General features: G+C 69.1%; 16 protein-coding genes and 2 tRNA genes. 10 read left to right on the forward strand and 8 right to left on the reverse strand.

Going from position 1 to position 23,008, the window contains the following annotated elements; all coding sequences use genetic code 11:
• Positions 1-1,239: 1,239 nt before the first annotated feature.
• Positions 1,240-3,927, reverse strand: a complete 2,688-nt coding sequence (gene acnA, locus ACK4S2_RS12150) for an aconitate hydratase AcnA (RefSeq protein ID WP_409624603.1) — start codon at positions 3,925-3,927, stop codon at positions 1,240-1,242.
• Positions 3,928-4,195: 268 nt separating this feature from the next.
• Here acnA and ACK4S2_RS12155 point away from each other — a divergent pair, with 268 nt between their 5' ends.
• Positions 4,196-4,912, forward strand: a complete 717-nt coding sequence (locus ACK4S2_RS12155; RefSeq protein ID WP_409624606.1) for a DUF1223 domain-containing protein — start codon at positions 4,196-4,198, stop codon at positions 4,910-4,912.
• Between the two features lie 172 nt (positions 4,913-5,084).
• Here ACK4S2_RS12155 and ACK4S2_RS12160 read toward each other — a convergent pair whose 3' ends face one another.
• Together ACK4S2_RS12160 and metG are read right to left on the reverse strand one after the other, a co-directional pair.
• Positions 5,085-6,326: an MFS transporter gene (locus ACK4S2_RS12160; RefSeq protein WP_409624609.1), complete on the reverse strand. Its 1,242-nt coding sequence runs from the start codon at positions 6,324-6,326 to the stop codon at positions 5,085-5,087.
• A 207-nt stretch (positions 6,327-6,533) separates the two neighbouring features.
• Positions 6,534-8,252 (reverse strand): methionine--tRNA ligase, encoded by a 1,719-nt coding sequence (metG, locus tag ACK4S2_RS12165; RefSeq protein ID WP_409624612.1) that lies wholly within the window; start codon positions 8,250-8,252, stop codon positions 6,534-6,536.
• A 170-nt stretch (positions 8,253-8,422) separates the two neighbouring features.
• On the opposite strand from metG, the gene ACK4S2_RS12170 reads away from it, so the two are divergent.
• Together ACK4S2_RS12170 and ACK4S2_RS12175 are read left to right on the forward strand one after the other, a co-directional pair.
• Complete coding sequence (locus ACK4S2_RS12170; RefSeq protein ID WP_409624615.1) at positions 8,423-8,887, forward strand: hypothetical protein; 465 nt, start codon at positions 8,423-8,425, stop codon at positions 8,885-8,887.
• The gene (locus ACK4S2_RS12175; RefSeq protein WP_409624618.1) at positions 8,888-9,865 is read left to right on the forward strand and encodes a calcium-binding protein; all 978 of its coding nucleotides are present in this window, start codon (positions 8,888-8,890) and stop codon (positions 9,863-9,865) included.
• Positions 9,866-10,018: 153 nt separating this feature from the next.
• Here ACK4S2_RS12175 and ACK4S2_RS12180 read toward each other — a convergent pair whose 3' ends face one another.
• The 3 genes from ACK4S2_RS12180 to ACK4S2_RS12190 all read right to left on the reverse strand — a co-directional run bounded on the left by ACK4S2_RS12180 (position 10,019) and on the right by ACK4S2_RS12190 (position 16,224).
• Entirely contained in the window at positions 10,019-13,675 is a 3,657-nt protein-coding gene (locus ACK4S2_RS12180) for a vitamin B12-dependent ribonucleotide reductase (protein WP_409624621.1), read from the reverse strand.
• A 399-nt stretch (positions 13,676-14,074) separates the two neighbouring features.
• Complete coding sequence (locus ACK4S2_RS12185) at positions 14,075-15,373, reverse strand: ATP-binding protein (protein WP_409624624.1); 1,299 nt, start codon at positions 15,371-15,373, stop codon at positions 14,075-14,077.
• Between the two features lie 44 nt (positions 15,374-15,417).
• The gene (locus ACK4S2_RS12190; protein WP_409624628.1) at positions 15,418-16,224 is read right to left on the reverse strand and encodes a helix-turn-helix domain-containing protein; all 807 of its coding nucleotides are present in this window, start codon (positions 16,222-16,224) and stop codon (positions 15,418-15,420) included.
• A 237-nt stretch (positions 16,225-16,461) separates the two neighbouring features.
• Here ACK4S2_RS12190 and ACK4S2_RS12195 point away from each other — a divergent pair, with 237 nt between their 5' ends.
• The 3 genes from ACK4S2_RS12195 (at position 16,462) to ACK4S2_RS12205 (ending at position 17,890) form a co-directional block, all read left to right on the forward strand.
• Positions 16,462-16,803 carry a hypothetical protein gene (locus ACK4S2_RS12195; RefSeq protein WP_409624631.1) on the forward strand — a complete coding sequence of 114 codons (342 nt, stop codon included), beginning with the start codon at positions 16,462-16,464 and terminating at the stop codon, positions 16,801-16,803.
• A gap of 41 nt (positions 16,804-16,844) precedes the next feature.
• The gene (locus ACK4S2_RS12200) at positions 16,845-17,756 is read left to right on the forward strand and encodes an MBL fold metallo-hydrolase (RefSeq protein ID WP_409624634.1); all 912 of its coding nucleotides are present in this window, start codon (positions 16,845-16,847) and stop codon (positions 17,754-17,756) included.
• Between the two features lie 59 nt (positions 17,757-17,815).
• A tRNA-Asn gene (locus tag ACK4S2_RS12205) sits at positions 17,816-17,890 on the forward strand.
• Positions 17,891-18,469: 579 nt separating this feature from the next.
• On the opposite strand, the gene ACK4S2_RS12210 is transcribed toward ACK4S2_RS12205, so the two are convergent.
• Positions 18,470-18,544, reverse strand: a tRNA-Gln gene (locus ACK4S2_RS12210).
• A 123-nt stretch (positions 18,545-18,667) separates the two neighbouring features.
• Between ACK4S2_RS12210 and ACK4S2_RS12215 the strand changes: the two genes are divergently transcribed.
• Positions 18,668-19,843, forward strand: a complete 1,176-nt coding sequence (locus tag ACK4S2_RS12215; protein ID WP_409624637.1) for an NAD(P)/FAD-dependent oxidoreductase — start codon at positions 18,668-18,670, stop codon at positions 19,841-19,843.
• 12 nt (positions 19,844-19,855) lie between these two features.
• On the opposite strand, the gene ACK4S2_RS12220 is transcribed toward ACK4S2_RS12215, so the two are convergent.
• Positions 19,856-20,302, reverse strand: coding sequence for a c-type cytochrome (locus ACK4S2_RS12220; RefSeq protein WP_409624640.1), 447 nt, complete (start codon positions 20,300-20,302; stop codon positions 19,856-19,858).
• Between the two features lie 297 nt (positions 20,303-20,599).
• On the opposite strand from ACK4S2_RS12220, the gene ACK4S2_RS12225 reads away from it, so the two are divergent.
• The 3 genes from ACK4S2_RS12225 to ACK4S2_RS12235 form a co-directional block, all read left to right on the forward strand.
• Positions 20,600-21,547, forward strand: coding sequence for an SPOR domain-containing protein (locus tag ACK4S2_RS12225; protein WP_409624643.1), 948 nt, complete (start codon positions 20,600-20,602; stop codon positions 21,545-21,547).
• A 36-nt stretch (positions 21,548-21,583) separates the two neighbouring features.
• Positions 21,584-22,750 carry a D-alanyl-D-alanine carboxypeptidase family protein gene (locus tag ACK4S2_RS12230; RefSeq protein WP_409624646.1) on the forward strand — a complete coding sequence of 389 codons (1,167 nt, stop codon included), beginning with the start codon at positions 21,584-21,586 and terminating at the stop codon, positions 22,748-22,750.
• A 47-nt stretch (positions 22,751-22,797) separates the two neighbouring features.
• The coding region (locus ACK4S2_RS12235; RefSeq protein WP_409624649.1) for a dTMP kinase at positions 22,798-23,008 on the forward strand (211 nt) is incomplete at its 3' end.

The raw sequence follows: 23,008 nt of genomic DNA on the forward strand, positions 1-23,008 counted from the left end.
GCGGGGGGTTTTCCACCCCCCGCACCCCCCGGAGGATATTTGGACAAGGTGAAAGGCAGGAGGGCCGTGCCGGGGAGGACGGGGAACGCGGCTTTGGCGCTGGAATGACCCGCATCGCGGCGGGGCGGCGCGGGCGGGACGCGAAGGGTGTGGGTCGGGCGGCGATCCTGGCCGGGGATCGGCGGGGCGGTGCCGGCGTGTGGCCGGGTGGACCCTCGGTCGGCGCGCAGGATCGGTCGGGCATCGGCGCGGGGGCGGTGCGGCGTTGGTCGCATGGCGCGGGCCGGCCGCGGCGGCGCCTTGGGGTGGCATCGCCGCGTCTGGTTCCGCCGGGGTCGCCCGTTGCGGCCTTCCCGCGGGCAGATCGCCGCGACACGCCTGCCCTTGCCCCCGGGGGGCGCCCGGGCCCGTGTGCGCCACGAGGCGCGTCTCGGCGATGATCCGTGCCCCGGGCTGTGCGCCGGGCGCATGGTTGCGCTGGTCGAGGCCTTGCGGCTGCACCAGCCCCGGCGCGAGATCGGGCGGTGGTCGGCCCACCCTGCCGGGCTGGTTGCAAGGTCTTCGCCGGCCCGAGGCGGCGAACGCCCGGCACGCCGGGCGCCGGGAGGGCGATCACCCGAAGCAAGGCTCCGGCCGGTTCTTGCGGGGCGGGCGGATCGGGCGCAGGTCGCCTTGGCCCGGCGGGAGGGCAACGGGGCGGCGGCGGCGCCGGAAGGCTTGACCCGGCGCCAGGGAGGGCGGACCGTGGCCCCCCGTGGCCCCCCGTGGCCCCCCGTGGCCCCCCGTGGCGCCGCGCTGGCCGCCCGGGCACCGGCCTGCCTTGTGACGGAACCGGATCGGCGCACGGGCGCCGGGATGGCCGGACCTGCGGGGCCTGCCTGCTGCTCGAAGATCGACAGGGGCGGGGCGCGATCCCCATGCCTCTGTCCGCGCGGCCTGCGGCGCCGGTTTCCGGCCGAAGGCGCGGGTCTGCGCCCGGTTTCCCGGCGCGACCCTGACCGTGGCGCCCGGCGGGCGAGCGCCGGGCCGCGCAAGACACCCGGCCGGAAATTGCCGGCTCGGGCCCCAGCGCCGGCGGCCTCGCGGCCCGACGGGTTGCAAGGCGAGATGTGTTAACGCTTCGTGAAGATGGTCGCGCAAGCCCTTGATATGGTTTGGGTCGCGGAATGTCCCTCGCAGGGACGGCACGAAGAAGGGCGCCCGGAGGCGCCCTTTCGACCCGGTGTCCGGGGTCTCGGCTCAGGCCGCGGCCAGGGCCCGCAGCACATAGTGCAGCACGCCGCCATGCTCGACGTATTCGATCTCGATTTCGGTATCGATGCGGCATTTGAGCTGGATCGTTTTTTGCGAGCCGTCGGCATAGGTGATGGTGCAGGGCACCAGGCTCAGCGGCTTCAGGTCGCCTTCCAGCCCTTCGATGCTGACCACCTCGTCGCCCTTCAGGCCCAGCGTCTTGCGGGTGTCGCCGCCGGTGAACTCGAACGGGATCACCCCCATGCCCACGAGGTTCGAGCGGTGGATGCGCTCGAAGCTTTCGGCGATCACGGCCTTGACGCCCAGCAGCGCGGTGCCCTTGGCCGCCCAGTCGCGGCTGGAGCCGGCGCCGTATTCGATGCCGCCGAAGATCACCAGCGGCACGCCCTGCGCCTGCCAGGCCATCGAGGCATCGTAGATCGAGGTCTGCGCCCCGTCCGGCCCCCTGGTGTAGCCGCCTTCCACGCCGTCCAGCATCTCGTTCTTGATGCGGATGTTGGCGAAGGTGCCGCGCATCATCACTTCATGCGCGCCGCGGCGGGCGCCGTAGCTGTTGAACTCGCTGACCGGCACCTGGCGTTCCGACAGGTATTTGCCGGCCGGGGTGGTCGCCTTGAAGCTGCCCGCGGGGCTGATGTGGTCGGTGGTGATCATGTCGCCGAGGAGGGCGAGGATGCGGGCGCCCGACAGGTTGCGGATGACCCCCGGCGTGCGCGCCATGCCCTGGAAATAGGGCGGGTTCTGGATGTAGGTGGACCCCGCCGGCCAGGCATAGGTTTCGCCGCCCGACACCTCGACCGCCTGCCACCGCGCATCGCCCTTGAAGACGTCGGCGTATTTCTTCAGGAACGCCTCGCGGGTCACGGTGCGGTGCACCAGATCGGCCACCTCCTGCGTGGTGGGCCACACGTCCTTCAGATACACCGGCTGCCCGTTGGCGCCGATCCCGAGGGGTTCGGTGGTGATGTCGATGGTCATGTCGCCGGCCAGCGCATAGGCCACGACCAGCGGCGGGCTGGCCAGGTAGTTGGCGCGAACGTCCGGGCTGATCCGGCCTTCGAAGTTGCGGTTGCCCGACAGCACGGCGGTGGCCACCAGGTCGCCTTCGGCGATCGCCTTGGAGATTTCCGGCTGCAAGGGGCCCGAGTTGCCGATGCAGGTGGTGCAGCCGTAGCCGGCAAGGTTGAAGCCGATGGCGTCCAGATCCTCTTGCAGGCCGGCGGCCTCCAGATACTCCGACACCACCTGCGACCCGGGCGCGAGCGAGGTTTTCACCCAAGGCTTGCGCGTCAGCCCCAGCGCACGCGCCTTGCGCGCCACGAGCCCCGCGCCGATCATCACGTAAGGGTTGGAGGTGTTGGTGCAGGAGGTGATCGCCGCGATCACCACCTTGCCCGAGGACAGGGTGTAATCCTGCCCTTCGACCGGCACCTGCTTGCCCATCGGGCGCTTGAAGGTGGTTTCCATCTCGCGCGCGAAGGCGGCCTTGGCGTCATCCAGCGCCAGCCAGTCCTGCGGGCGCTTGGGGCCCGAGATGGCCGGCACGATGCTGCCCATGTCGAGCTCCAGCGTGCTGGTATAGACCGGGTTGTAGTCGGCGCCGCGCCACATGCCGTTGGCCTTGGCATAGGCCTCGACCAGGGCGATGCGGTCCTCATCCCGGCCGGTCTGGCGCAGGTAGCGCAGGGTTTCATCGTCTACCGGGAAGAAGCCGCAGGTGGCGCCGTATTCGGGGGCCATGTTGGCGATGGTCGCGCGGTCGGCCAGCGGCAGGTGATCCAGCCCTTCGCCGTAGAATTCGACGAACTTGTTCACCACGCCATGCTTGCGCAGCATCTGCACGACCTTGAGCACGAGGTCGGTGGCGGTGGTGCCTTCGCGCATCTTGCCGGTCAGCTTGAAGCCGACGACCTCGGGGATCAGCATGGAAACCGGCTGGCCCAGCATCGCGGCCTCGGCCTCGATCCCGCCGACGCCCCAGCCCAGCACGGCCAGACCGTTGACCATGGTGGTGTGGCTGTCGGTGCCCACCAGCGTGTCGGGATAGGCCACGAGCGTGCCGTTCTGGTCGGTATCGGTCCAGACGGTCTGGGCGAGATATTCGAGGTTGACCTGGTGGCAGATGCCGGTGCCGGGCGGCACCACGCGGAAGTTCCGGAATGCGGTCTGGCCCCATTTCAGGAACTGATAGCGTTCCATGTTCCGCTCGTACTCGCGGTCCACGTTCAGCTGGAAGGCGCGCGGGTGGCCGAATTCGTCGATCATCACCGAATGGTCGATCACCAGGTCCACCGGCACCAGCGGGTTGATCTGCGCCGGCGAGCCGCCCAGGCCCTTGATGCCGTCGCGCATGGCGGCCAGGTCCACCACGGCCGGAACGCCGGTGAAGTCCTGCATCAGCACGCGGGCGGGGCGATAGGCGATTTCGCGGCTGGACTTGCCGCCCTGTTTGGCCCAGTCGGAAAAGGCGCGGATGTCGTCGGTGTGGACGGTCTTGCCATCCTCGAAGCGCAGCATGTTTTCCAGCACGACCTTCAGCGCTGCCGGCAGGGCGGCGAACTGGCCGAGGCCCGCGGCCTCGGCCGCCGGGATCGAATAGTAGGCATAGCTCTTGCCGCCGACCGAGAGGGTCTGGCGGGTGCGGGTGCTGTCGTGTCCGACGGTGACGGTCATGCGCGGGCCTCCTGGCTGGTGGGCGGTGTCCCTGGGCGCGGGGCGCAGGGAGTCGCGGTCGTTGTATGCAATTGTATGCCAAAAATCCAGCCCCGTTCTGCGGCCGGTCGCGCCAATTCCTGCATGGACGCGCGGCCAAGCTGTGCGGCACCGGGCCGGGTGGGGTCAAGCGGTTTTGCGGCTCGCGCCGCCCTCGCAAATGCTTGATTGGCGGCAAGCGGGGGGGCAGGGTATGCACGCTGCACTGGCACAGGGGATGAGGCAGGGCATGACGGCAAGGCGCAAGGTAATGGCGGCGCTGGCGGTTGCGATGGCCGCGCTGGGGTCAGGGCCGGCGCTGGCTCAGACAGGCGGTGCGCCGGTGGTGGTGGAGCTGTTCACCTCGCAAGGCTGCGCCTCGTGCCCGCCGGCGGATGCGCTGATGGCCGACCTGGCTGCGCAACCCGGAGTGATCGCGCTGGCGCTGCATGTGGATTACTGGGATTACCTCGGGTGGGAGGACATGTTCGCCGACCCGGCCTTTACCCAGCGCCAGAAACGCTATGCCCGCGCGGCCGGGGCCAAGATGATCTATACCCCGCAGATGATCGTGGCCGGGGTGGACCGGATGCCGGGCAACCAGCCGGACGAGGTGATGGCGCGCATCGCCGCCCATGCCGCCCAGGCCCCTCGGGTGGCCTTGCAGGTGACGCGCGAAGAGGGCCGGGTGGTGATCGAGGCCACGGCCGAGCCGCCGTTGCAGAAAGGCGCCGTGGTGCAGCTGGTGCGCTATCGCCCGGAAGAAACCGTGACGATCACCCGGGGCGAAAACGCCGGGCGCGAGGTGCGCTATCACAACATCGTCACGGAATGGACCCCGGTCGCAGAATGGCCGGGCACGGGGCCGCTCCGGCTGGCGGCACAGGCCGACGGGCCGGCGCCGCTGGTGGTGATCGTGCAGGAGGCCGGGCCCGGGCCGGTGCTGGCGGCCGCAAGGCTGGACTGAGCAGCGACACGGGGGGGCGCCGGGCAAGGGGGGCGCCGGTCTTGGGGGCATCGAGCCCCCGGCGACCGGCCGCGGGGCCTTGCCCCGCGGGCCCCGGACGCGAGGCCGGACGGGCCAGGGATCGGGGCGGCGCTCGTGCGGGCGGGCTTGGCCGAAGCGGCGTCGAGGCGGGCTATTCCGCCGGTGCCCGCCGCGGGCCAATCGCCACGAGCCGCGTTTCGAACCCGGGCTGAGGATGGCGCGGCACCAGCAGCGCAAGGCAGAACGAGGTGCAGGCCATGCCCGCCGCCAGCAGGAACACCGAGGACGGCGAGACGATCCACAGATACCCCAGCGCCGCCGGCAGGAACACCGCCGCGATGTGGTTGATGGTAAAGGCCACCGCGGCCGTCGGCGCGAAATCGGCCGGATCGGCGATCTTCTGAAAATAGGTGCGCAGGTTGAAGCCCATCGCAAAGAACAGATGGTCGATGACGTAAAGCACCGCCGCCACCGTCATGCCCCAGCCGAACCACCACAACCCGCCATAGCACAGGAACACCGTCGCCAGCCCGGCATATTCGATCAGCATGGCGCGCTGTTCGCCGAAACGCCCGACGAAACGCCCGATCCAGGGCGCCACCAGCATGTTGGCAAGGTAGTTGAGCATGAACAGCGCCGTCAGCTGCGGCACGCCGAAGCCGAAGCGCTCCACCATCATGAAGGCGGCGAAGACCATGAAGATCTGCCGCCGCGCCCCGGCCATGAAGGTCAGCGCATAGTAAAGCCAGTAGCGCCGCCGCAGCACCATCCGCCGCGCCTGTCGCACCGGCGCCTCGATCTGCGGAAAGGCCAGCATGCAGTACACCGCGATCAGCGCGGTCAACCCGCCCGACACCATGTAGACGGTGTTGTAGCTCAGCTCGAACCGGCTCCAGGTCAGCACGATCAGGCCATAGGCGGCCAGCGATGCCCCCGACCCCACAGCCACCAGCCGCCCGATCACCTGCGGCGCGCGGGCCTTGTCGATCCATTGCAGCTGCAACGACTGGTTGACGGTTTCGTAGTAATGGAACCCGACCGAGGCGATGAAGGTCACCACCAGCAGCCCCGCCACGCCGGTGAACCAGCCGGTGAGGGCCGAAAACACCCCCAGCACCAGCAGCGATACCAGCCCCAGCACCTGTTCGCGGATGAACAGCAGCAGCACGATGACACCCACCGCCAGAAACCCGGGGATCTCGCGTACCGAATGCAGCCAGCCGATCTCGACCCCGGTAAAGCCCGCAGCCTCGATCACGTAGTTGTTCAGCAGCGCCGACCAGGTGGCAAAGGCAATCGGCATCGCCGCCGCCATCAGCGCCAGCAGGAATTCCGGCCGCCGGTGAAACGGCAACGCGCGGGCCTCGGCCAGAGAGATGCGGCGCAGGATCATGCCCTTCGCCTACGTCGCCGCGCGGGCAAAGAAAAGCTCCGCCTTTTCACCTTGCTCAAATATCCCCGCCGGAGGCAGGGCACCGGGCGCCCGGCCCGCAGGTCCGGGCCGGACATCGACGCCGGGGGTCCGGGGGGCGTCCCCCGGCCGGGCCGGGACGGAACGGCGCAGGCCCCGTCCGGGGCGGGCGCCCGGCGCCGCGCGGGCTCAGTCGCGTCGGCCGGCGAACCGGGTCTGCCACTCGGCCCGCTCCTCGTCGGTGATCTTGCGGAACAGCACGTCGGGCGTGGTAAAGGCATGGCCGGCCGGCAGGCGGGTCAGCGCCGCGGCCACATCGTCGGGCCAGGCCCAGTCGTCGCAGTGCAGCGCCGCCATCGTCGAGGCGGCGGCATCGGGGATGAAGGGCCGCGACAGGATGCAGTAGACCCGGATCAGGTTGAACGCCATGCGGATCATCGAGGCCGCAGCCTCGGGGTCGGTCTTGACGGCCGACCAGGGTGCGGCGGCCTGCAGGTATTCGTTGCCCGCCACCCAGATCGCGCGCAGCTCGGCCGCGGCCTTGCGCACCTCCATCGCCTCCATGTGCGATTCGTAGGCGCGCACCCGTTCGGTCAGGTCGGCCACGAACTCGGGCCCGACCGGCAGTTCCGGCCCGCCGGGGGGCAGCGCCTCGCCGAACTTCGAGCGGCAGAACTTGGTCACCCGGCTGATGAGGTTGCCCAGCACATCGGCCAGATCCTTGTTGACCGAGGCCTGGAAGTTTTCCCAGGTGAATTCGCTGTCGGCACTTTCGGGCGCATGGCTGAGCAGCCACCAGCGCCAGTAATCCGCCGGCAGGATCGACAGCGCCTGATCCATGAACACCCCGCGCCCGCGCGAGGTGGAAAACTGGCCGCCGTCGTAGTTGAGGTAGTTGAACGACTTGATGTAGTCCACAAGCTTCCACGGCTCGCCCGAGCCAAGGATGGTGACCGGGAAGCTGAGCGTGTGGAAGGGCACGTTGTCCTTGCCCATGAACTGCGTGTAGGTCACATCGGCCGCGCCCTTGTCGGTGCGCCACCAGCGTTCCCAGTCGGCATCCGGGCGGCCTTGCGCGTCGGTCATCTCCTTGGCGCAGGCGATGTATTCGATGGGCGCATCGAACCAGACGTAGAACACCTTGCCGTCCATCCCCGTCCAGGGCGCGCCGGGGAATTGCGCGGGCACGCCCCAGTGCAGGTCGCGGGTGATGCCGCGGTCCTGCAACCCGTCGCCATCGTCGAGCCATTTCCGGGCGATCGAGGTGGTCAGCACCGGCCAGTCGGTCTTGCTGTCGATCCAGTCCGACAGCGCGGCGCGCATGTCGGACTGGCGCAGGTAAAGGTGCTTGGTCTCGCGCAGTTCCAGATCGGTCGAGCCCGAGATCACCGACCGCGGGTTGATGAGGTCCACCGGGTCGAGCTGCTTGGTGCAATTGTCGCACTGGTCGCCGCGGGCACTGTCGTAGCCGCAGTTGGGGCAGGTGCCCTCGATGTAGCGGTCGGGCAGAAAGCGGCCGTCGGCCACGGAATACATCTGCCGTTCGATCACTTCGCGGATCAGCCCGGCCTCGGCCAGGCGCAAGGCGAAATGCTGGGTCAGCGCGTGGTTCTGCGCGCTGGACGAGCGGCCGAAATGGTCGAAGCTGAGCCGGAAGCCGCGGGCGATTTCGGCCTGAACGGCGTGCATTTCGGCGCAATACTCGGCCACCGGCTTGCCGGCCTTGGCCGCGGCCAGCTCGGCCGGTGTGCCGTGTTCGTCGGTGGCGCACAGGAACAGCACCTCGTGCCCGCGCCCGCGCAGGTAGCGCGCGTAAAGGTCGGCCGGCAACTGGCTGCCCACCAGATTGCCCAGATGCTTGATCCCGTTGATGTAGGGAATGGCGGAAGTGATCAGATGCCGTGCCATGCGCGCCCCCTTGCGGTTCCGCTGCGCGGTTTAGACCATCCCACCGGCAGGGGAAACGGCTTTTTCTGCGCTTGCGCGCCTTGCACGACGTCATGGACAGATGCGCGGCGCAGGCGTAGGCCGACCGGGATTTCCTTGCCTTGTTCCCCCCGGCTGTGCGGGAGGTTTTCGTGCCGAGTTTCTTTTTCCTGTTTCCGTCCGATTCCAACCCGAATGGCGCGGCGCTCATGCTGGCCGATGCCGAGGCCACCACGATCGTCGCGCAAGGCGTCTGGCTCGGGAACTCGGCCACGGTCGTCAGCGGCACCGGCGCGCGCCAGTCGGTGCAGGTGGCGGGCACCCTCAACTCGCGCGGGTTCTCGGCCATCTGGCTGGAGGCGCCCGACGCCCAGGTTCTGGTGGCGAAAACCGGCATGGTGCAAAGCGTCGGGTTCCAGTCGAACAGCAGCGCCATCACCACCAGCGGCCATGTGCTGAACGAAGGCAGCATCAGCGGCGGAACCGGCGTGGTGCTTTACCCTCGCGGGGCCGGGCCGGTGACCCTGGCCAATCACGGGCTGATTGCCGGGCTGGGCAACGCGGCCGGCGCGGCGGCGATCACGGTGCAGGTGCTGGCCGGCGCCAGCGGGCAATAGGTGCAGATCCTCAACACCGGCACGCTGCAAGGCGCCACCGCAGGCAGCGGGCCGCGGATCGCCATCACCCACACCGCCAGTTTCGACTTGCAGCCGAAGTTCGACATCGTCAACACCGGCACCGTGCTGGGGCGGATGCTGCTTGCCGCGCATGACGACCAGGTCGTCAATACCGGGTCGATCTTCGGCGACGTGCGCATGGGCGAAGGGTTGAACCGGCTGGAAAACCCCGGGCTGAGCCCGGGCGCGATCTGGGGCGGCTCGCAGAACGACACGCTGCTGCCGGGCGGGCAGGTGCAAGGCTATGTGCTGGCCGGCCCCGGCGGCGATCTGGTGGTGCTGACCGGGCAGGTGTCGGGCGAGGTCTATCTTGGCGACGGCGCAGATGCCCTGCAAGGCCAGGCAGGCGGGCGTGCCGGTGGTGGCATCTTCGGCGAAGGCGGCAGCGACCTGCTGATCGCAGGCCAGGCGGATGACCTGCTGGACGGCGGCAGCGGCAACGACACGCTGCAAGGCGGCGCCGGCGACGACACCTTGCGGGGGCAGCAAGGCAACGACCGGCTGTCCGGGGCTTCGGGCGACGATCTGATCGAGGGGGGCGCGGGGGCCGACCGCTTGTCGGGGCAGGGGGGCGACGACACGCTGAACGGTGGCGGCGGGCGCGACACGCTGTTTGGCGGGGCGGGCGCGGATGTGGTCGTCTTTTCCTCGGCCGCGGTCAGCCCGAACACCGCCGAGGCCGTGACGATCCGCGATTTCCGCCCCGGGTCCGACCTGATCGACCTGAGCGGCGTGGCGACCGGGCGGGTGTTCGTCGGGTCTGCAGCGCATACGGGCGGTGGCACCGCGTCGGTCCGCACGCAGCTTTCGGCCGGGACGACGCAGCTGCGGGTCGATGCCGATGGCGACGGTGTAACCGACATGCGCATCGTGCTGTCCGATCAGCCGGTGATCGGCGCGACCGACCTGGTGCTGTGAGGCTTTTCGGCCAGCCCGGCCGCATTGTCCGTTTCCGTGCCAGTCAAACACGAAAAACACGCGCGCCGCCACCTGTTCGGGCAGCGGCGCGCGGTTCATTTGCTTTGCTGGCGTGCGGGCCGGGAGATGGCCCGGCCCTCCGCCCCTGGCGGGTCAGCTGCAGCCGCTGGTGCCGCCGCAGGTGTTGCACTTGAGGCAGGTGCCGTTTCTGACCAGCGTGTAGTTGCCGCATTCGCCGCAGGGGTCGCCGGTATAGCCTTGCAGCTTGGCCTTGGTGCGCACGTCCATCGTGGCCGAGGCGACCGCAAAGGTGGACGCGCTTTCCGAAAAGCCCTGGCTGGCCGCCCCGAAGCCCGACAGGCTTTCGGCCTGCGCGGCCATGCTGCCTTGCAGCACGACCAGTTCCTGCGGCAACCGCTTGCGCAGGTAGCCGGTCGAGGAAATCGACTTCAGCAGCTCCACCGATTTCGACGCCGCCGCCTCGGACACCTCGCCGAAGTTGCGCTTGCCTTCGTCGTCGCCGCGGCCGAGGTCGTCGAAGGCATGGCCCTTGGGCGCCACATGCGCCAGGTCGGTGCGGTCGAGGTAGGAAATCGCCAGTTCGCGGAAGATGTAGTCGAGGATCGAGGTCGCGTTCTTGATGCTGTCGTTGCCCTGCACCATGCCCGCCGGCTCGAAGCGGGTGAAGGTGAAGGCCTCGACGAATTCTTCCAGCGGCACGCCGTACTGCAGGCCGACCGAAACCGCGATGGCGAAGTTGTTCATCATCGCGCGGAAGCCCGCACCTTCCTTGTGCATGTCGATGAAGATTTCGCCCAAGGATCCGTCGGCGTATTCGCCTGTGCGCAGGTAAACCTTGTGCCCGCCGACGATGGCCTTCTGGGTATAGCCCTTGCGCCGCTCGGGCAGCTTTTCGCGGTGCGACCGGACGATTTCCTTGACGATGACCTTTTCGACGATCTTTTCGGCGATCACCACCGCCTTTTCCTGCGCCGATCCGACGGCGAGGGTTTCCTCGGCCTCCTCGTCGTCCTCGATCAGCGCCGATGCCAGCGGCTGGCTGAGCTTGGAGCCGTCGCGGTAAAGCGCGTTGGCCTTGATGCCCAGCGAATGCGAAAGTTCGTAGGCCGCCAGCGTTTCGGCGATGGTCGCCGAGTTCGGCATGTTGATCGTCTTGGAGATCGCCCCCGAGATGAAGCTTTGCGCCGCCGCCATCATGTGGATGTGGCTGTCCACCGACAGGAAGCGCTTGCCCTTTTTCCCGCAGGGGTTGGCGCAGTCGAACACCGGGTAGTGTTCGGGTTTCAGGTGCGGCGCCCCCTCCAGCGTCATGGTGCCGCAGACGTGGTCGTTGGCGGCATCGACCTGCGCCTTGCTGAAGCCCAGATGCTTGAGCAGGTCGAAGGTCGGGTCGGCCAGCTTTTCGGCAGGGATGCCCAGCGTGCCCTGGCAGAAATCGGCGCCCAGCGTCCACTGGTTGAACACGAAGCGGATGTCGAAGGCGGTGGGCAGCGCGGCTTCGATCTTTTCGATTTCCTTCAGCCCGAAGCCGTGGCCCAGCAGCGCGGTGTGGTTGATGCCGGGCGCCTGGCCAAGGCTGCCGTGGCCCACGGCATAGGCCACGATCTCGGCCACCTGCGCAGGGGTGTAGCCCAGCTTTTCCAGAGCCGCGGGAACGGATTGATTGATGATCTTGAAGTAGCCGCCGCCGGCGAGCTTCTTGAACTTCACCAGCGCGAAGTCGGGCTCGATGCCGGTGGTGTCGCAATCCATCACCAGCCCGATGGTGCCGGTCGGCGCAATCACCGTCGCTTGCGCATTGCGGTAGCCGTGCCGTTCGCCCAGGGCCAGCGCCTCGTCCCAGGCGGATTTCGCCAGTTCGACCAACCGTTGGTCGGGGCAATTGGCATGGTCCAGCGCCACGGGGGCGACGTTCAACCCCTCGTAGCGGCCGGTGCCGTGGGCGGCGGCGCGGTGGTTGCGGATCACGCGCAGCATGTGGTCGCGGTTCCGGGCATAGCCGGGGAAGGGGCCCAGTTCGGACGCCATCTCGGCGCTGGTGGCGTAGGAAATGCCGGTCATGATCGCGGTCAGCGCCCCGCACAGCGCGCGGCCTTCGGCGCTGTCGTAGCCCAGCCCCATGTTCATCAGGAGGCCGCCGATGTTGGCATAGCCCAGACCCAGGGTGCGGAAATCATAGCTGCGCTGCGCGATTTCGCGGCTGGGGAACTGCGCCATCAGCACGCTGATTTCCAGCGTCACCGTCCACAGCCGGGTGGCGTGGATGTAGCCTTCGGCGTCGAAGCGGCCGTCCTTGAGGAAGGTCAGCAGGTTCATCGACGCCAGGTTGCAGGCGGTATCGTCGAGGAACATGTATTCCGAACAGGGGTTGGATCCGCGGATCGGCCCATCCTCGGGGCAGGTGTGCCAGGCGTTCACCGTATCGTGGAACTGGATGCCGGGGTCGGCACAGGCCCAGGCGGCGTGCCCGACCTGATCCCACAGCTCGCGCGCCTTCACGGTCTTGGCCACCTTGCCGTCGGTGCGGCGCAGCAGCGCCCAGTCGGCATCGTCCTTCACCGCTTTCAGGAAGGCATCGGTCACGCGGACCGAGTTGTTGGAGTTCTGGCCCGACACCGTGGCATAGGCCTCGGAATCCCAGTCGGTGTCATAGGTCGGGAATTCGATGCTGGTATAACCCTGCGCTGCATATTGCAGCACACGGTTGGTGTAGGTGTCGGGGATCATGGCCTTTTTCGCGGCCTTGATCGCGGCCTTCAGCGCCGGGTTGCGCGCCGGGTCCACGGCGGCGTCGGCCGCGCCGTCCCAGCCGCGGATGGCGGCGAAGATGTCGTTCAGCCGCGCCTCGTGCGCCTTGGACCCGGCAACGAGGCTGGCGACCTTCTGTTCCTCGATGACCTTCCAGTTGATGAAGGCCTCGATGTCGGGGTGATCCATGTCGCAGATCACCATCTTGGCCGCGCGGCGCGTGGTGCCGCCCGACTTGATGGCACCCGCCGCGCGGTCGCCGATTTTCAGGAATCCCATCAAACCGCTGGACTTGCCGCCGCCCGACAGCTTTTCGCCTTCGCCGCGCAAGCTGGAAAAGTTGGTGCCGGTGCCCGAGCCGTATTTGAACAGCCGCGCCTCGCGGACCCACAGGTCCATGATGCCGCCTTCGTTCACGAGGTCGTCGGCGACCGACTGGATGAAGCAGGCATGCGGCTGCGGGTGTTCGTAGGCGCTGTCGGATTTGGTGAGCTGGCCGGTCTTGTGATCGACGTAGAAGTGGCCCTGCGACGGGCCGTCGATGCCATAGGCCCAGTGCAACCCGGTGTTGAACCACTGCGGGCTGTTCGGTGCCGCCATCTGGCGCGCCAGCATGTAGCGCATTTCGTCATAATAGGCGCGGGCGTCGGATTCGGTGCTGAAATATCCGCCCTTCCAGCCCCAATAGGCCCAGGCGCCGGCCAGACGGTCGAAGACCTGGCGCGCGCTGGTTTCGCCCACGAAACGCTCGGCTTCGGGCAAGGCGGCAAGAGCCTCCTCGTCGGGGACCGAACGCCACAGGAATTCGGGCACGCCCTTTTCCTTTACCTTCTTCAGCCGCGCGGGCACCCCGGCCTTGCGGAAATACTTCTGCGCCAGCACGTCGGAGGCCACCTGGCTCCAGCCCGCAGGCACCTCGACGGCGTCGTTGCGGAACACGACCTTGCCGTCGGGGTTGCGGATTTCCGACGTGGTTGTGCCAAAGCTCAGCGCGCCATAGGCGCCGGTGGTTTCGGTCGTGAACTTGCGCTCGATCTTCATCTGCCCCGTTCCTCATGTATGCGTCCGGCTTGCTGCCCGGCCGCTTGAACCCGTTCCGGCACCGGCCGCGGGCAGGCAGGCTCACGCCCTTGGGGCCTTTGCCCGCAAAGGTTTGCATCTTGCAATGCTGGATCGTGGTGCCTGTCCCCGCGCCGCCCGTGCCACTATATCTAGTGTCCTTTCGGACTGCTTCGTCAAACTGTCGTAATTTGAAGTCCCCCGCAACGGATTTTTTAGACTCGGCGAAGGGAAAATTCGCTTGACGAAGGGCGACGCAGAGCCACCGGAATCCGGCCCCGTCTGGGGAAAAGCCGGTGGATAAACCGATGGGGAATCACGCCCCGGGGCCGGTTTCGCCAGCGCTGCCGCAGGGTTGCGGGCAGGGGCTGACACAGCGCTTCAACGTGCAAGAACCAGGTCGGCGCGCAGGCCGCCCAACCGGGCGCTGCTGCCCAGGCGCAGCACGCCGCCATGCCCGCGCGCCACATCCGCCGCGATCGCCAGCCCCAGGCCCACACCGCCGCCCCGGTTGGGGTCGCGGGCAGAATCAAGCCGGGTAAAGGGGCGCACCGCCTCGTCCCGGCGTTCGGGCGGAATGCCGGGCCCGTCGTCCTCGACCGAGATGGTCAGGGTCGCATCGTCCCACGACAGCGCGATCTGGCAGGTGTCGGCGTGGCGCCCGGCGTTGCCCACCAGGTTTTCGATGGCGCGCGCCACCGAATCGGGGCGCAGCACCACCGGCGGCGGGGCAGGGCCCGCGGCCACATCCACCCGCAAGCCTGCGCGGCGCGCGCGCTCGGCCACCCCGGCCACCAAGGCCGCCGGATCGGTGGCCACGGGCTGTTCGGTGGCATCGCCGCGGGCGAAGGCCAGAAAGGCATCGAGCATCCGCTCCATCTCGGCCAGGTCCGATTGCAGGGCCGCCACCTCGGGGCCCGGGTCCAGCATCGCCAGTTCCAGCCGCATGCGCGTCAGCGGTGTGCGCAGATCGTGGCTGACGCCCGACAGCATCAGCGTGCGCTGTTCGATCTGCCGTTCGATTCGGGCCCGCATGTCGAGAAAGGCGGCACCGGCGGCGCGCACCTCCTCGGCACCGCCGGGGCGATAGGGCACCACGCGCCCCTTGCCGAAGGCTTCGGCCGCCTCGGCCAGCCGCTTGATGGGGCGCAGCTGGTTGCGCAGGAAGATGTAGGAAATCAGCGTCAGCAGAACGCTGGCCAGCACCATCAGCACCAGCAGCTGGTGGGGATTGGAGGCCGAGACGCGCCGCCGCTCGATGCGCACCTCGATCGGGCCGCCGGCGGTGTCGAGCCGCACCAGCACCTCGCGCCGGTAGCGCAGCAGGTCCACCCCCTGCACGCCGGTGAGGCCGTCGCGCAGCACGCGCTGCACCACAAGACCGGAAAAATCCCAGAACTCGCGCGCATCGCCGACCGGGCCCGGTTCGGGCGCCTGCACCGCCAGGCCCAGCGGCCCTGCCACCGCCTGCGCTGCCGCCAGCCCGCCCGCCGCGGCACCCTGCACCAGTCGCAGCTCCAGCACGATGCCCGCGGTCATCTGTTCGGTGACGCCTTCGAAATGCCGCTGGATGAAGGCAACCGAAACCAGCAGCTGAATCGTGACGATGGGGGCCACCAGAATCAGCGCGGCACGGCCATACAGGCTGCGCGGGAACAGGGTTCGGATGCGGAACGCCATGCCGCCAGCATAGGCGCGCGGCGCGGCGGCGGCAACGCTGCCGCTCAGGCCTCGTCCGGCAGGCGGTCCAGCGCGCGGCGGGCAGGTTCGGGCACGGTGTGGCCATCGCCGATGCCGATCTGGCGCGCAAGGCGGATCAGGTCGGCGCAATCGCCGGCAAAACGTTCCAGCACGATGTTCGACAGCCGCGCCGTGTCTTGCATCTGTCGGCGGGTCAGGATCGAGACGCCGTTGTAATACCGCGTCGAGCCCGACAACCCGTATTCGAAGAAGGTGAAGCTCAGCACGTTTTCCGACCCGGTCGAACACAGCAGCGACACGCCATCGAAATGCTGCATGAACACCCCCGAATACGGCACCTTGCGCGCCGCGCGCCGGGTGCCGCGCCGCACGGGATGGGGGTAAAGGTCGAAGGACTTGAGCTTCTTGACGTTGTCCTCGGTATGCACCCGCCACAGGCCGGTGACGTATTTTCCCGGGTGCGAAAACGACTTGCGCCAGAAACGGTAGATGCCGTCGGGCATCAGGTAGTGGTCGAAGGGCCGCGCCCGCGGCGGCATCGCCACGTCGCGCAGGCTCAGCGCCGCGCGCAGCCGCCAGTCGGCGCGGATCTGCGCGATCGGTTCCAGCAGGATGCGCGCATCCACCGAGAAATGCGCGCAAATCCGTTGCAGGATGTCGGGGCGCGGAAACGCCTCGCCCCCGAGGTAGCGGTTGAACTGCGTGCGGTTGATGCCGATGCGCCGGCACAGGTCCGAGATCGACGATTCGCCTTCGCACAGCACCCGCAGGTTCTGTCCGAAGACCGCGCGCACCTCGGCCGGGTGAGAAGAAGATGGAAGGCGCGGCATTGCGGCAACCCTGGATTGATTGGCTTTCCTGGTGTTCTTGCCGGCCTGACGCTGTTTCGCGTCAGGCTGACACGGAGTTTCTTATAACAGGTGTCGAATCGCTACAAGCCGCGACAGGCCGGAACCAAAAAAGCCCCCCCCGTGACACAGCAAGCAATCTGTATCGTCAGCCGTCCGACCCTATCCTGCCGAAGCTGGTTGACGTTTGGTCATCCAGGCGCAGGAAAGGATGCCGGAATGGATGGTGTGGTGATTTATGTGTCCAAGGACAGGTCCCGTGCGATCATCTGGTGCGAGGACCACGGACCGCTGGGCCTGGCGCGGCGCGATGCCATGCCGCCCGCGTCGCAACCGCCGCTCCGCGTGGGCGAGCTGGTGCGGTTCGAGGCGATCGACGATGCGGGAACCCGCCTGTGCGGGCGCCTGGCGCGGCTGGCCGCCCCGCCCGTGACCGGGTTGCCCGACCTCTTGCGCAGCGAGACGCGCGCCGGGGCGCGCCGGGCGCAGTTGCGCGTGTTGGGCGGCACGGCGCCGGGGGCGAGGTCTTGCGCAAATGAGGTCGCGGTGCAGCGCGTTTGACGCTAGGTTGGCGCAACTGTCCTTCAGCTGCGCCGGCCGTCATGACCCATCCCTCTTTCGCAGCGCTGTGTCCGGGGCAATGCACCGAACTTGCCCCGGGTCTGCGTCGCGTTCTTGCCGACAATCCTTCGGCTTTGACCGGGCCGGGGACGAACACCTACATCGTCGGCACGGGGCGCGTCGCGCTGATCGACCCGGGGCCGGAATCGCCGGCGCATCTGGCGGCGGTGCTGGCGGCGCTGGCCCCCGGCGAGATTGTCGAGGCGATCGTGGTCACCCATGCGCATCTCGATCACTCGGCCCTGGCGCCCAGGCTGGCGGCGGCGGTCCGTGCCCCCGTGCTGGCCTACGGCACCGCGCAGGAGGGGCGCAACCCCGCGCTGGCCGCCTTGCCCGATCTGGGCGGGGGCGAGGGGCTCGACCTGTCGTTCCGCCCCGATGCCCGGCTGGCCGAAGGCGACACGCTGACCGGGCCGGACTGGTCGCTGCGGGTGCTGCATACGCCGGGGCATCTGGGCAACCACATCTGCCTGGCGTGGGAGGACGCGCTGTTTTCCGGCGACATGGCCATGGGCTGGGCCACCAGCATCGTGTCCCCCCCCGATGGCGACATGACCGCCTACATGGCCTCGCTTGCCACCCTGTCGCGCCAGGGTGCCCGGGTGCTGTATCCGGGCCATGGCCCGGCCGTGCCCGATGCGGCCGGCCGCCTGTCGGAACTGGCCGCGCACCGGCGCCAGCGCGAGGCGCAGATTCTGCGCGCCCTGGACATGGGGCCGGCCACGGCCGAGGCGCTGGCAAGGCAGATCTATACCGATCTGCCCGCAGCCCTTCTGCCGGCCGCCACCCGCAACGTCCTTGCGCATCTGCTTGATCTGCAAGCCGGATTCCGCGTCCACCCGCACCCCTCCGCCAGCCTGTCGGCACTTTGGCGGCACGCGGAAAAAACCTGAAGATTTCGTCTTTCAGGGTCTGGACGCCCCCGAAAACCGCCGCTATACAGCCCGCATGTTCCGGCGTAGCTCAGCGGTAGAGCAGTTGACTGTTAATCAATTGGTCGTAGGTTCGATCCCTACCGCCGGAGCCAAAAATCCTCTGAAAATCAGCGGATTACGAGAAAGCCCCCACGCGGGGCTGCTTCTTGTTCGGGCCGGAGTAACATCTGGGGTAACGGATCGAAGGCCGGGGGAACGCGGCCAGCGCCGCCGATGAATCCGGCGGCTCGGCCCGCTTCAGGGCCGTATGGGTGAAGACCGCGCGCATCTGCGTGCCGCCGTCGAAGCCGCCGCACAGCGCATCGCCCCGGTATCCGGGCCTCCCTCGCGGGCCCCCGCGTCGAAAGCCTGCACCAGTCGCACAGGACAGGCCTGCCAGGCTTTTCCGAGGCGTCCTCGGCCATCTGCCGGGTCTAGGGCTGCACCATGAGGCGCAGAAGGCGGCGCTACGCTGCGCGCAGCATCAGCCTGGCTGTTACCGGGTTTTGCAGGCCGGGCAAAGGCAAGGAAGGGGGAAAGTTGTCGAAGCCCAGGCATCTGTGCAGCAACAGGAACATGCACAATGGCAGCGAGGCGATCCTCGAGACGACCAGCGCCGGCGAACTCGGGCCAACACACGCCGCCTCGACCAGCACGGTGGTGGCACAGGACTTTGCGGCTCCGCGACATGTTGGCTGGGGCGCTAGGATTCGAACCTAGGTATGGCGGTACCAAAAACCGCTGCCTTACCGCTTGGCGACGCCCCAACCGTGCGGCGGTGTTTAGCGAAGCACGGCAGAGGCTGCAAGAGCGAAAATCGCATCGCGTCGTTGTCCGTGCGCGAGGTTTCTGGCAGGACGTCGCGGGCAGGCGGGCAAGGGGGCTAGCCGGTGGAACATGTGGATGTTGCGGTTCTGGGCGCCGGGGCCGCAGGGCTTTATGCCGGTATCGAGGCTGCCCGCCGCGGGCGTTCGGTGCTGGTGATCGACCATGCGGCCCGGCCGGGCGAGAAGATTCGCATCTCGGGCGGGGGGCGGTGCAACTTTACCAACACCGGCATCGCCCCGGAGCGATTCCTGTCGGAAAATCCGCGCTTTGCGCTGTCGGCGCTGCGCCGGCACAGCCAGCACGATTTCATCGCGCGGATGAACCGCTGGGGCATCGCCTGGCACGAAAAGACGCTGGGCCAGCTGTTTTGCGATGGGCCGGCGACGCAGGTGGTCGATGCGCTGTGCCGCGACCTCGTGCAGGCCGGCGGGCGGCTCTGGCTGGGCTGTGCGGTGTCCGGCGTCGCGCGCGAGGGCGGCTTCCGGTTGCAGACCGCGCGCGGGCCGGTGCAGGCGGCGGCGCTGATCGTGGCCACGGGGGGCAAGTCGATTCCGAAAATGGGGGCGACCGGCTTCGGCTACGATCTGGCGCGCCAGTTCGGGCTGCGCCTGGTCGAGCCGCGCCCGGGGCTGGTGCCCTTGACCTTTTCGGATGCCTTGCGCGACAGCATGGCGGCGCTGGCCGGACTTTCGGCCGAGGCGGTCGTGTCTTGCGGCAAGGCGGCGTTCCGCGAGGGGCTGCTGTTCACCCATCGCGGGTTGTCGGGGCCGTCGATCCTGCAGATTTCCAGCTATTGGCGCGAGGGTCGCCCCGTGCGCGTGAACCTGATGCCCGAACGCGATGCGGCCGCGGCCCTGGCCGACCTGCGCCGGCGCGCGGGCGCGCAGATCGCCGGCAACGCCCTTGCGGCGCTGGTGCCCGAGCGGCTGGCGCGTGCGGTGGCCGACTGGGCCGGCACCCCCGGCCGGCTGGCCGACCTGCGCGCGCCCGAACTGCAGCGCCTGGCCGGGGTGCTGAACGGGTGGGAAATCACCCCGATGGGCACCGAAGGCTGGCGCACGGCCGAGGTGACGCTGGGCGGCGTCGATACCCGCGATCTGGAGGCGCGCACCATGCAGGCCCGGGCGGTGCCGGGGCTGTATTTCATCGGCGAGGTGGTCGATGTCACCGGCTGGCTGGGCGGCTACAACTTCCAGTGGGCCTGGTCGAGCGGTTGGGCCGCAGGGCAGGCGGCCTGACCGGCGGCGTGTTCAGGGCGCGCGCCGGCCCAGGCTTTCGACGTATTCGGCCAGCGCGACCAGTTTTTCGGGGGTCGGCGTCATCACGCCCGGCGCGGTTTCCACCAGCACGGTGGGGCCTTCCAGCAGCGGGCCGAATTCGGGCATCGGGCCGCCGCCGCCGCCCTTGCCCTGGCTGTAGCCATAGACCTTGCCCATCACCCGCACCGCCGGGAACACCCCGCCGTTGCGCGCGGCCAGGGTGGTCAGGTCGGCCGGGCGGCGCGCAAGGTCCGGGGCGGCTGGCCCGTCGCCCTTGCCGCCCGCGCCGTGGCAGGCGGCGCAATAATCGGCGTAAAGCGTCCGGCCGCTGGGGGTGGGGCCGGTCGGCCCGCCTTGTGGCAGGCAGGCGGCCAAGGCACCCGTCAGGCCCAGAAAGGTCAGCGCAACGGCGGTGCGGGCGGCGGTCGGTCGGGTCATGCGGTCCTCCGGGCTGTCTCGGGTGCAGCATGCCCCGCCGACCCGCCCGGCGCAACCGGGCGCGGGCGGTGCGGCGCCGAGGCGGCGCCTGCTCCCGCGAACGTGTGCCGGCGAAATCCGCCACCCGCCGCCCCGTGCCCTTTCCACATCCGTCAACCGGCGCTATGATGCGCCGCAGCGCGGCCGGTGCGAACGGGCCGCGGCACATAGCGCATGAGGCAGCGGGCAGGCCGGGCAGGGCCCGCCCCGCAGGACAGAAACGGCAGACCGGGCAAGGCCCGGCCAAGGGGGCGGATCATGGCAGGGCGCAAGACCCGACTTTGGGTGCTGGCGACGGGCGCGGTACTGGCGATTGGCGCGTGCGAGGGGGGCAACCCCCTGTTCGGAAACCGCCCCGAAGCGGCGGCTGAAGACGCGGCGTCGGCGGCCGCGCCGGCGGCGGCAGGAACCACGCGCATCGTCGAACGCGATGTCGAGGCGCCCAAGGTCTTCAATGCCTCCGAGGCCGGTCTGTGGGACGGGCGCCCTTCGCTGGGCGGGGTCTGGGTGGCCTATCCCGGCGTGAAGGATCCCGAGCGGGTCATCATCCGCAACCCCGCCAACGGCAAGTTCGTGATTGGCGCCTTGTTCCGGCGCGAACGCGAAATGCCGGGGCCGCGGTTGCAGGTCTCGTCCGATGCCGCCGCCGCACTGGGGCTGCTGGCCGGCCAGCCGGCGCGGCTGGATGTGACGGCGCTGCGCCGCGAGGAGGTGGCCGAGGCACCGCCCCTGCCGCCGGCCACCCCCGTGCTGGACAAGGCCGAGACGATCGCTTCGGAAACGCTGGCACCGGCCCCGGGCGCCGCCCCGGCGGCAGCGGCGGCATCCGCTCCGCCCCCTGCTGCCCCGGCGACCGGCGCGGCTGCGGTTGCGGCCGTCGCGGCGACCCCGGCCGCCAAACCCGCCGCCGCAACGCCTGCGGCCCCCGCCGCGCCGCGGCCCGCGGCTGCGGCCCCGGCCCCGACGGCCGCGGGCGGGCGCAACCTGATCCAGATCGGCATCTTCAGCGTCGAGGCCAACGCCAGGGGCGCGGCCGACCAGTTGCGCAAGGCCGGAGCCTCGGTTTCGATCAAGCGCGAGGAAAGCCAGGGCAAGGCCTATTGGCGCGTGGTCGCCGGCCCCGCCAACGATGCCGCCGCGCGCGAGGCGCTGATGGCCAAGGTCAAGGGCGCCGGCTTCAAGGATGCCTATTTCGTCGCGCGCTGACCCCCGCGCGCGGCATTGCAGAAAGGAGACACCGCCATGTGGCCAAGCCCCCTTCGCCTGACCCGCGGTGCCTGCGCGCTGGCGCTGGTGCTGGCGGCGGCGCTGCCTGCCCGCGCCTTCGATACCCGCGCCACCGCCGCCTGGGTCATGGATCTCAGCACCGATACCGTCCTGCTGGAAAAGGACAGCCACCGCCCGCTGCCGCCGGCGTCGATGTCCAAGCTGATGACGATCTACATGCTGTTCGAGGCGCTGCGCGACGGGCGCGTGACGATGGACACCACCTTTGCGGTGTCCTCGCGCGCCAAGGCGATGGGCGGCTCGACCATGTTCCTCAACGAAGGCGACCGGCCGACGGTGGCCGAGCTCATCAAGGGCATGATCGTCAATTCCGGCAACGATGCCTGCGTCGTGGTGGCCGAAGGGCTCGCCGGCTCGGAAGAAGCCTTTGCCCGGCTGGCCACCGAACGCGCCCGGGCGCTTGGCATGCAGGACACCACGCTGACCAACGCTTCGGGCTGGCCCGACCCGGGGCACCGCATGTCGATGGCCGATCTGGGCATCCTCGCAACGCGCCTGATCGAGGATTTCCCCGAACATTACCCGGTGTTCGCCGAAACCCACTTCGATTACAAGAACCGCGCCCCCGCCAACAGCCGCAACCGCAACCCGATGCTGGGCCTTGGCATCGGCGCCGACGGGCTCAAGACCGGGCACACCCAGGAGGCTGGCTACGGCCTTGTCGGCTCGGCCAAACAGGGCGACCGGCGGGTGGTTTTCGTCATCACCGGGCTGGGCAGCGACAAGGAACGCGCCGAGGAATCCGAGCGGATCCTGAACTGGGCCTTCCGGCAGTTCTCGTTGCAGACGGTGGCGCCGCAAGGGCGCGAGGTGGCGCAGGCGCCGGTCTGGCTGGGCGACGTGCCGCGGGTGGCGCTGGTGCCTGCGCGCGAGGTCCGGGTGCTGGTGCCCGCCGGCCAGACCGGCGCCGTGACCGCCCGGGTCGATTGGCAGGGGCCCTTGCAGGCGCCGGTGGCCGCGGGGCAGATCGTGGGCGAAATGGTGGTCAGCGTGCCTGGCATGCCCGATACCCGCGTGCCCGTGCAGGTGGCGCAGGACGTGGCCCCGGCCGGGTTCCTGCGCCGCGTCGGCACCGCGGCCGGGGTGCTGGCCGGCCGCGTCACCGGCATGCTGGCGTTCTGACCGGGGCAGCCGCGGCCGGAACCCGGCGCAGCAACAAGGAGCGTCGCTTGGCCGGACTGTTCGTCAGTTTCGAAGGCATCGACGGGTCGGGCAAATCGACCCAGGCCCGGCTTCTGGCCGCCGCCTTGCAGGCCGAAGGCCGCGACGTGGTGCTGACGCGCGAACCGGGCGGCAGCCCGGGGGCCGAGGAGATCCGCCGCCTTGTGCTCGAGGGCGACCCGGCGCGCTGGTCGGCCGAAACCGAGGCGCTGCTGTTCA

Origin of the sequence: Gemmobacter sp. (assembly GCF_046292685.1) — a bacterium.
Classification (GTDB): Bacteria; Pseudomonadota; Alphaproteobacteria; order Rhodobacterales; family Rhodobacteraceae; genus Wagnerdoeblera.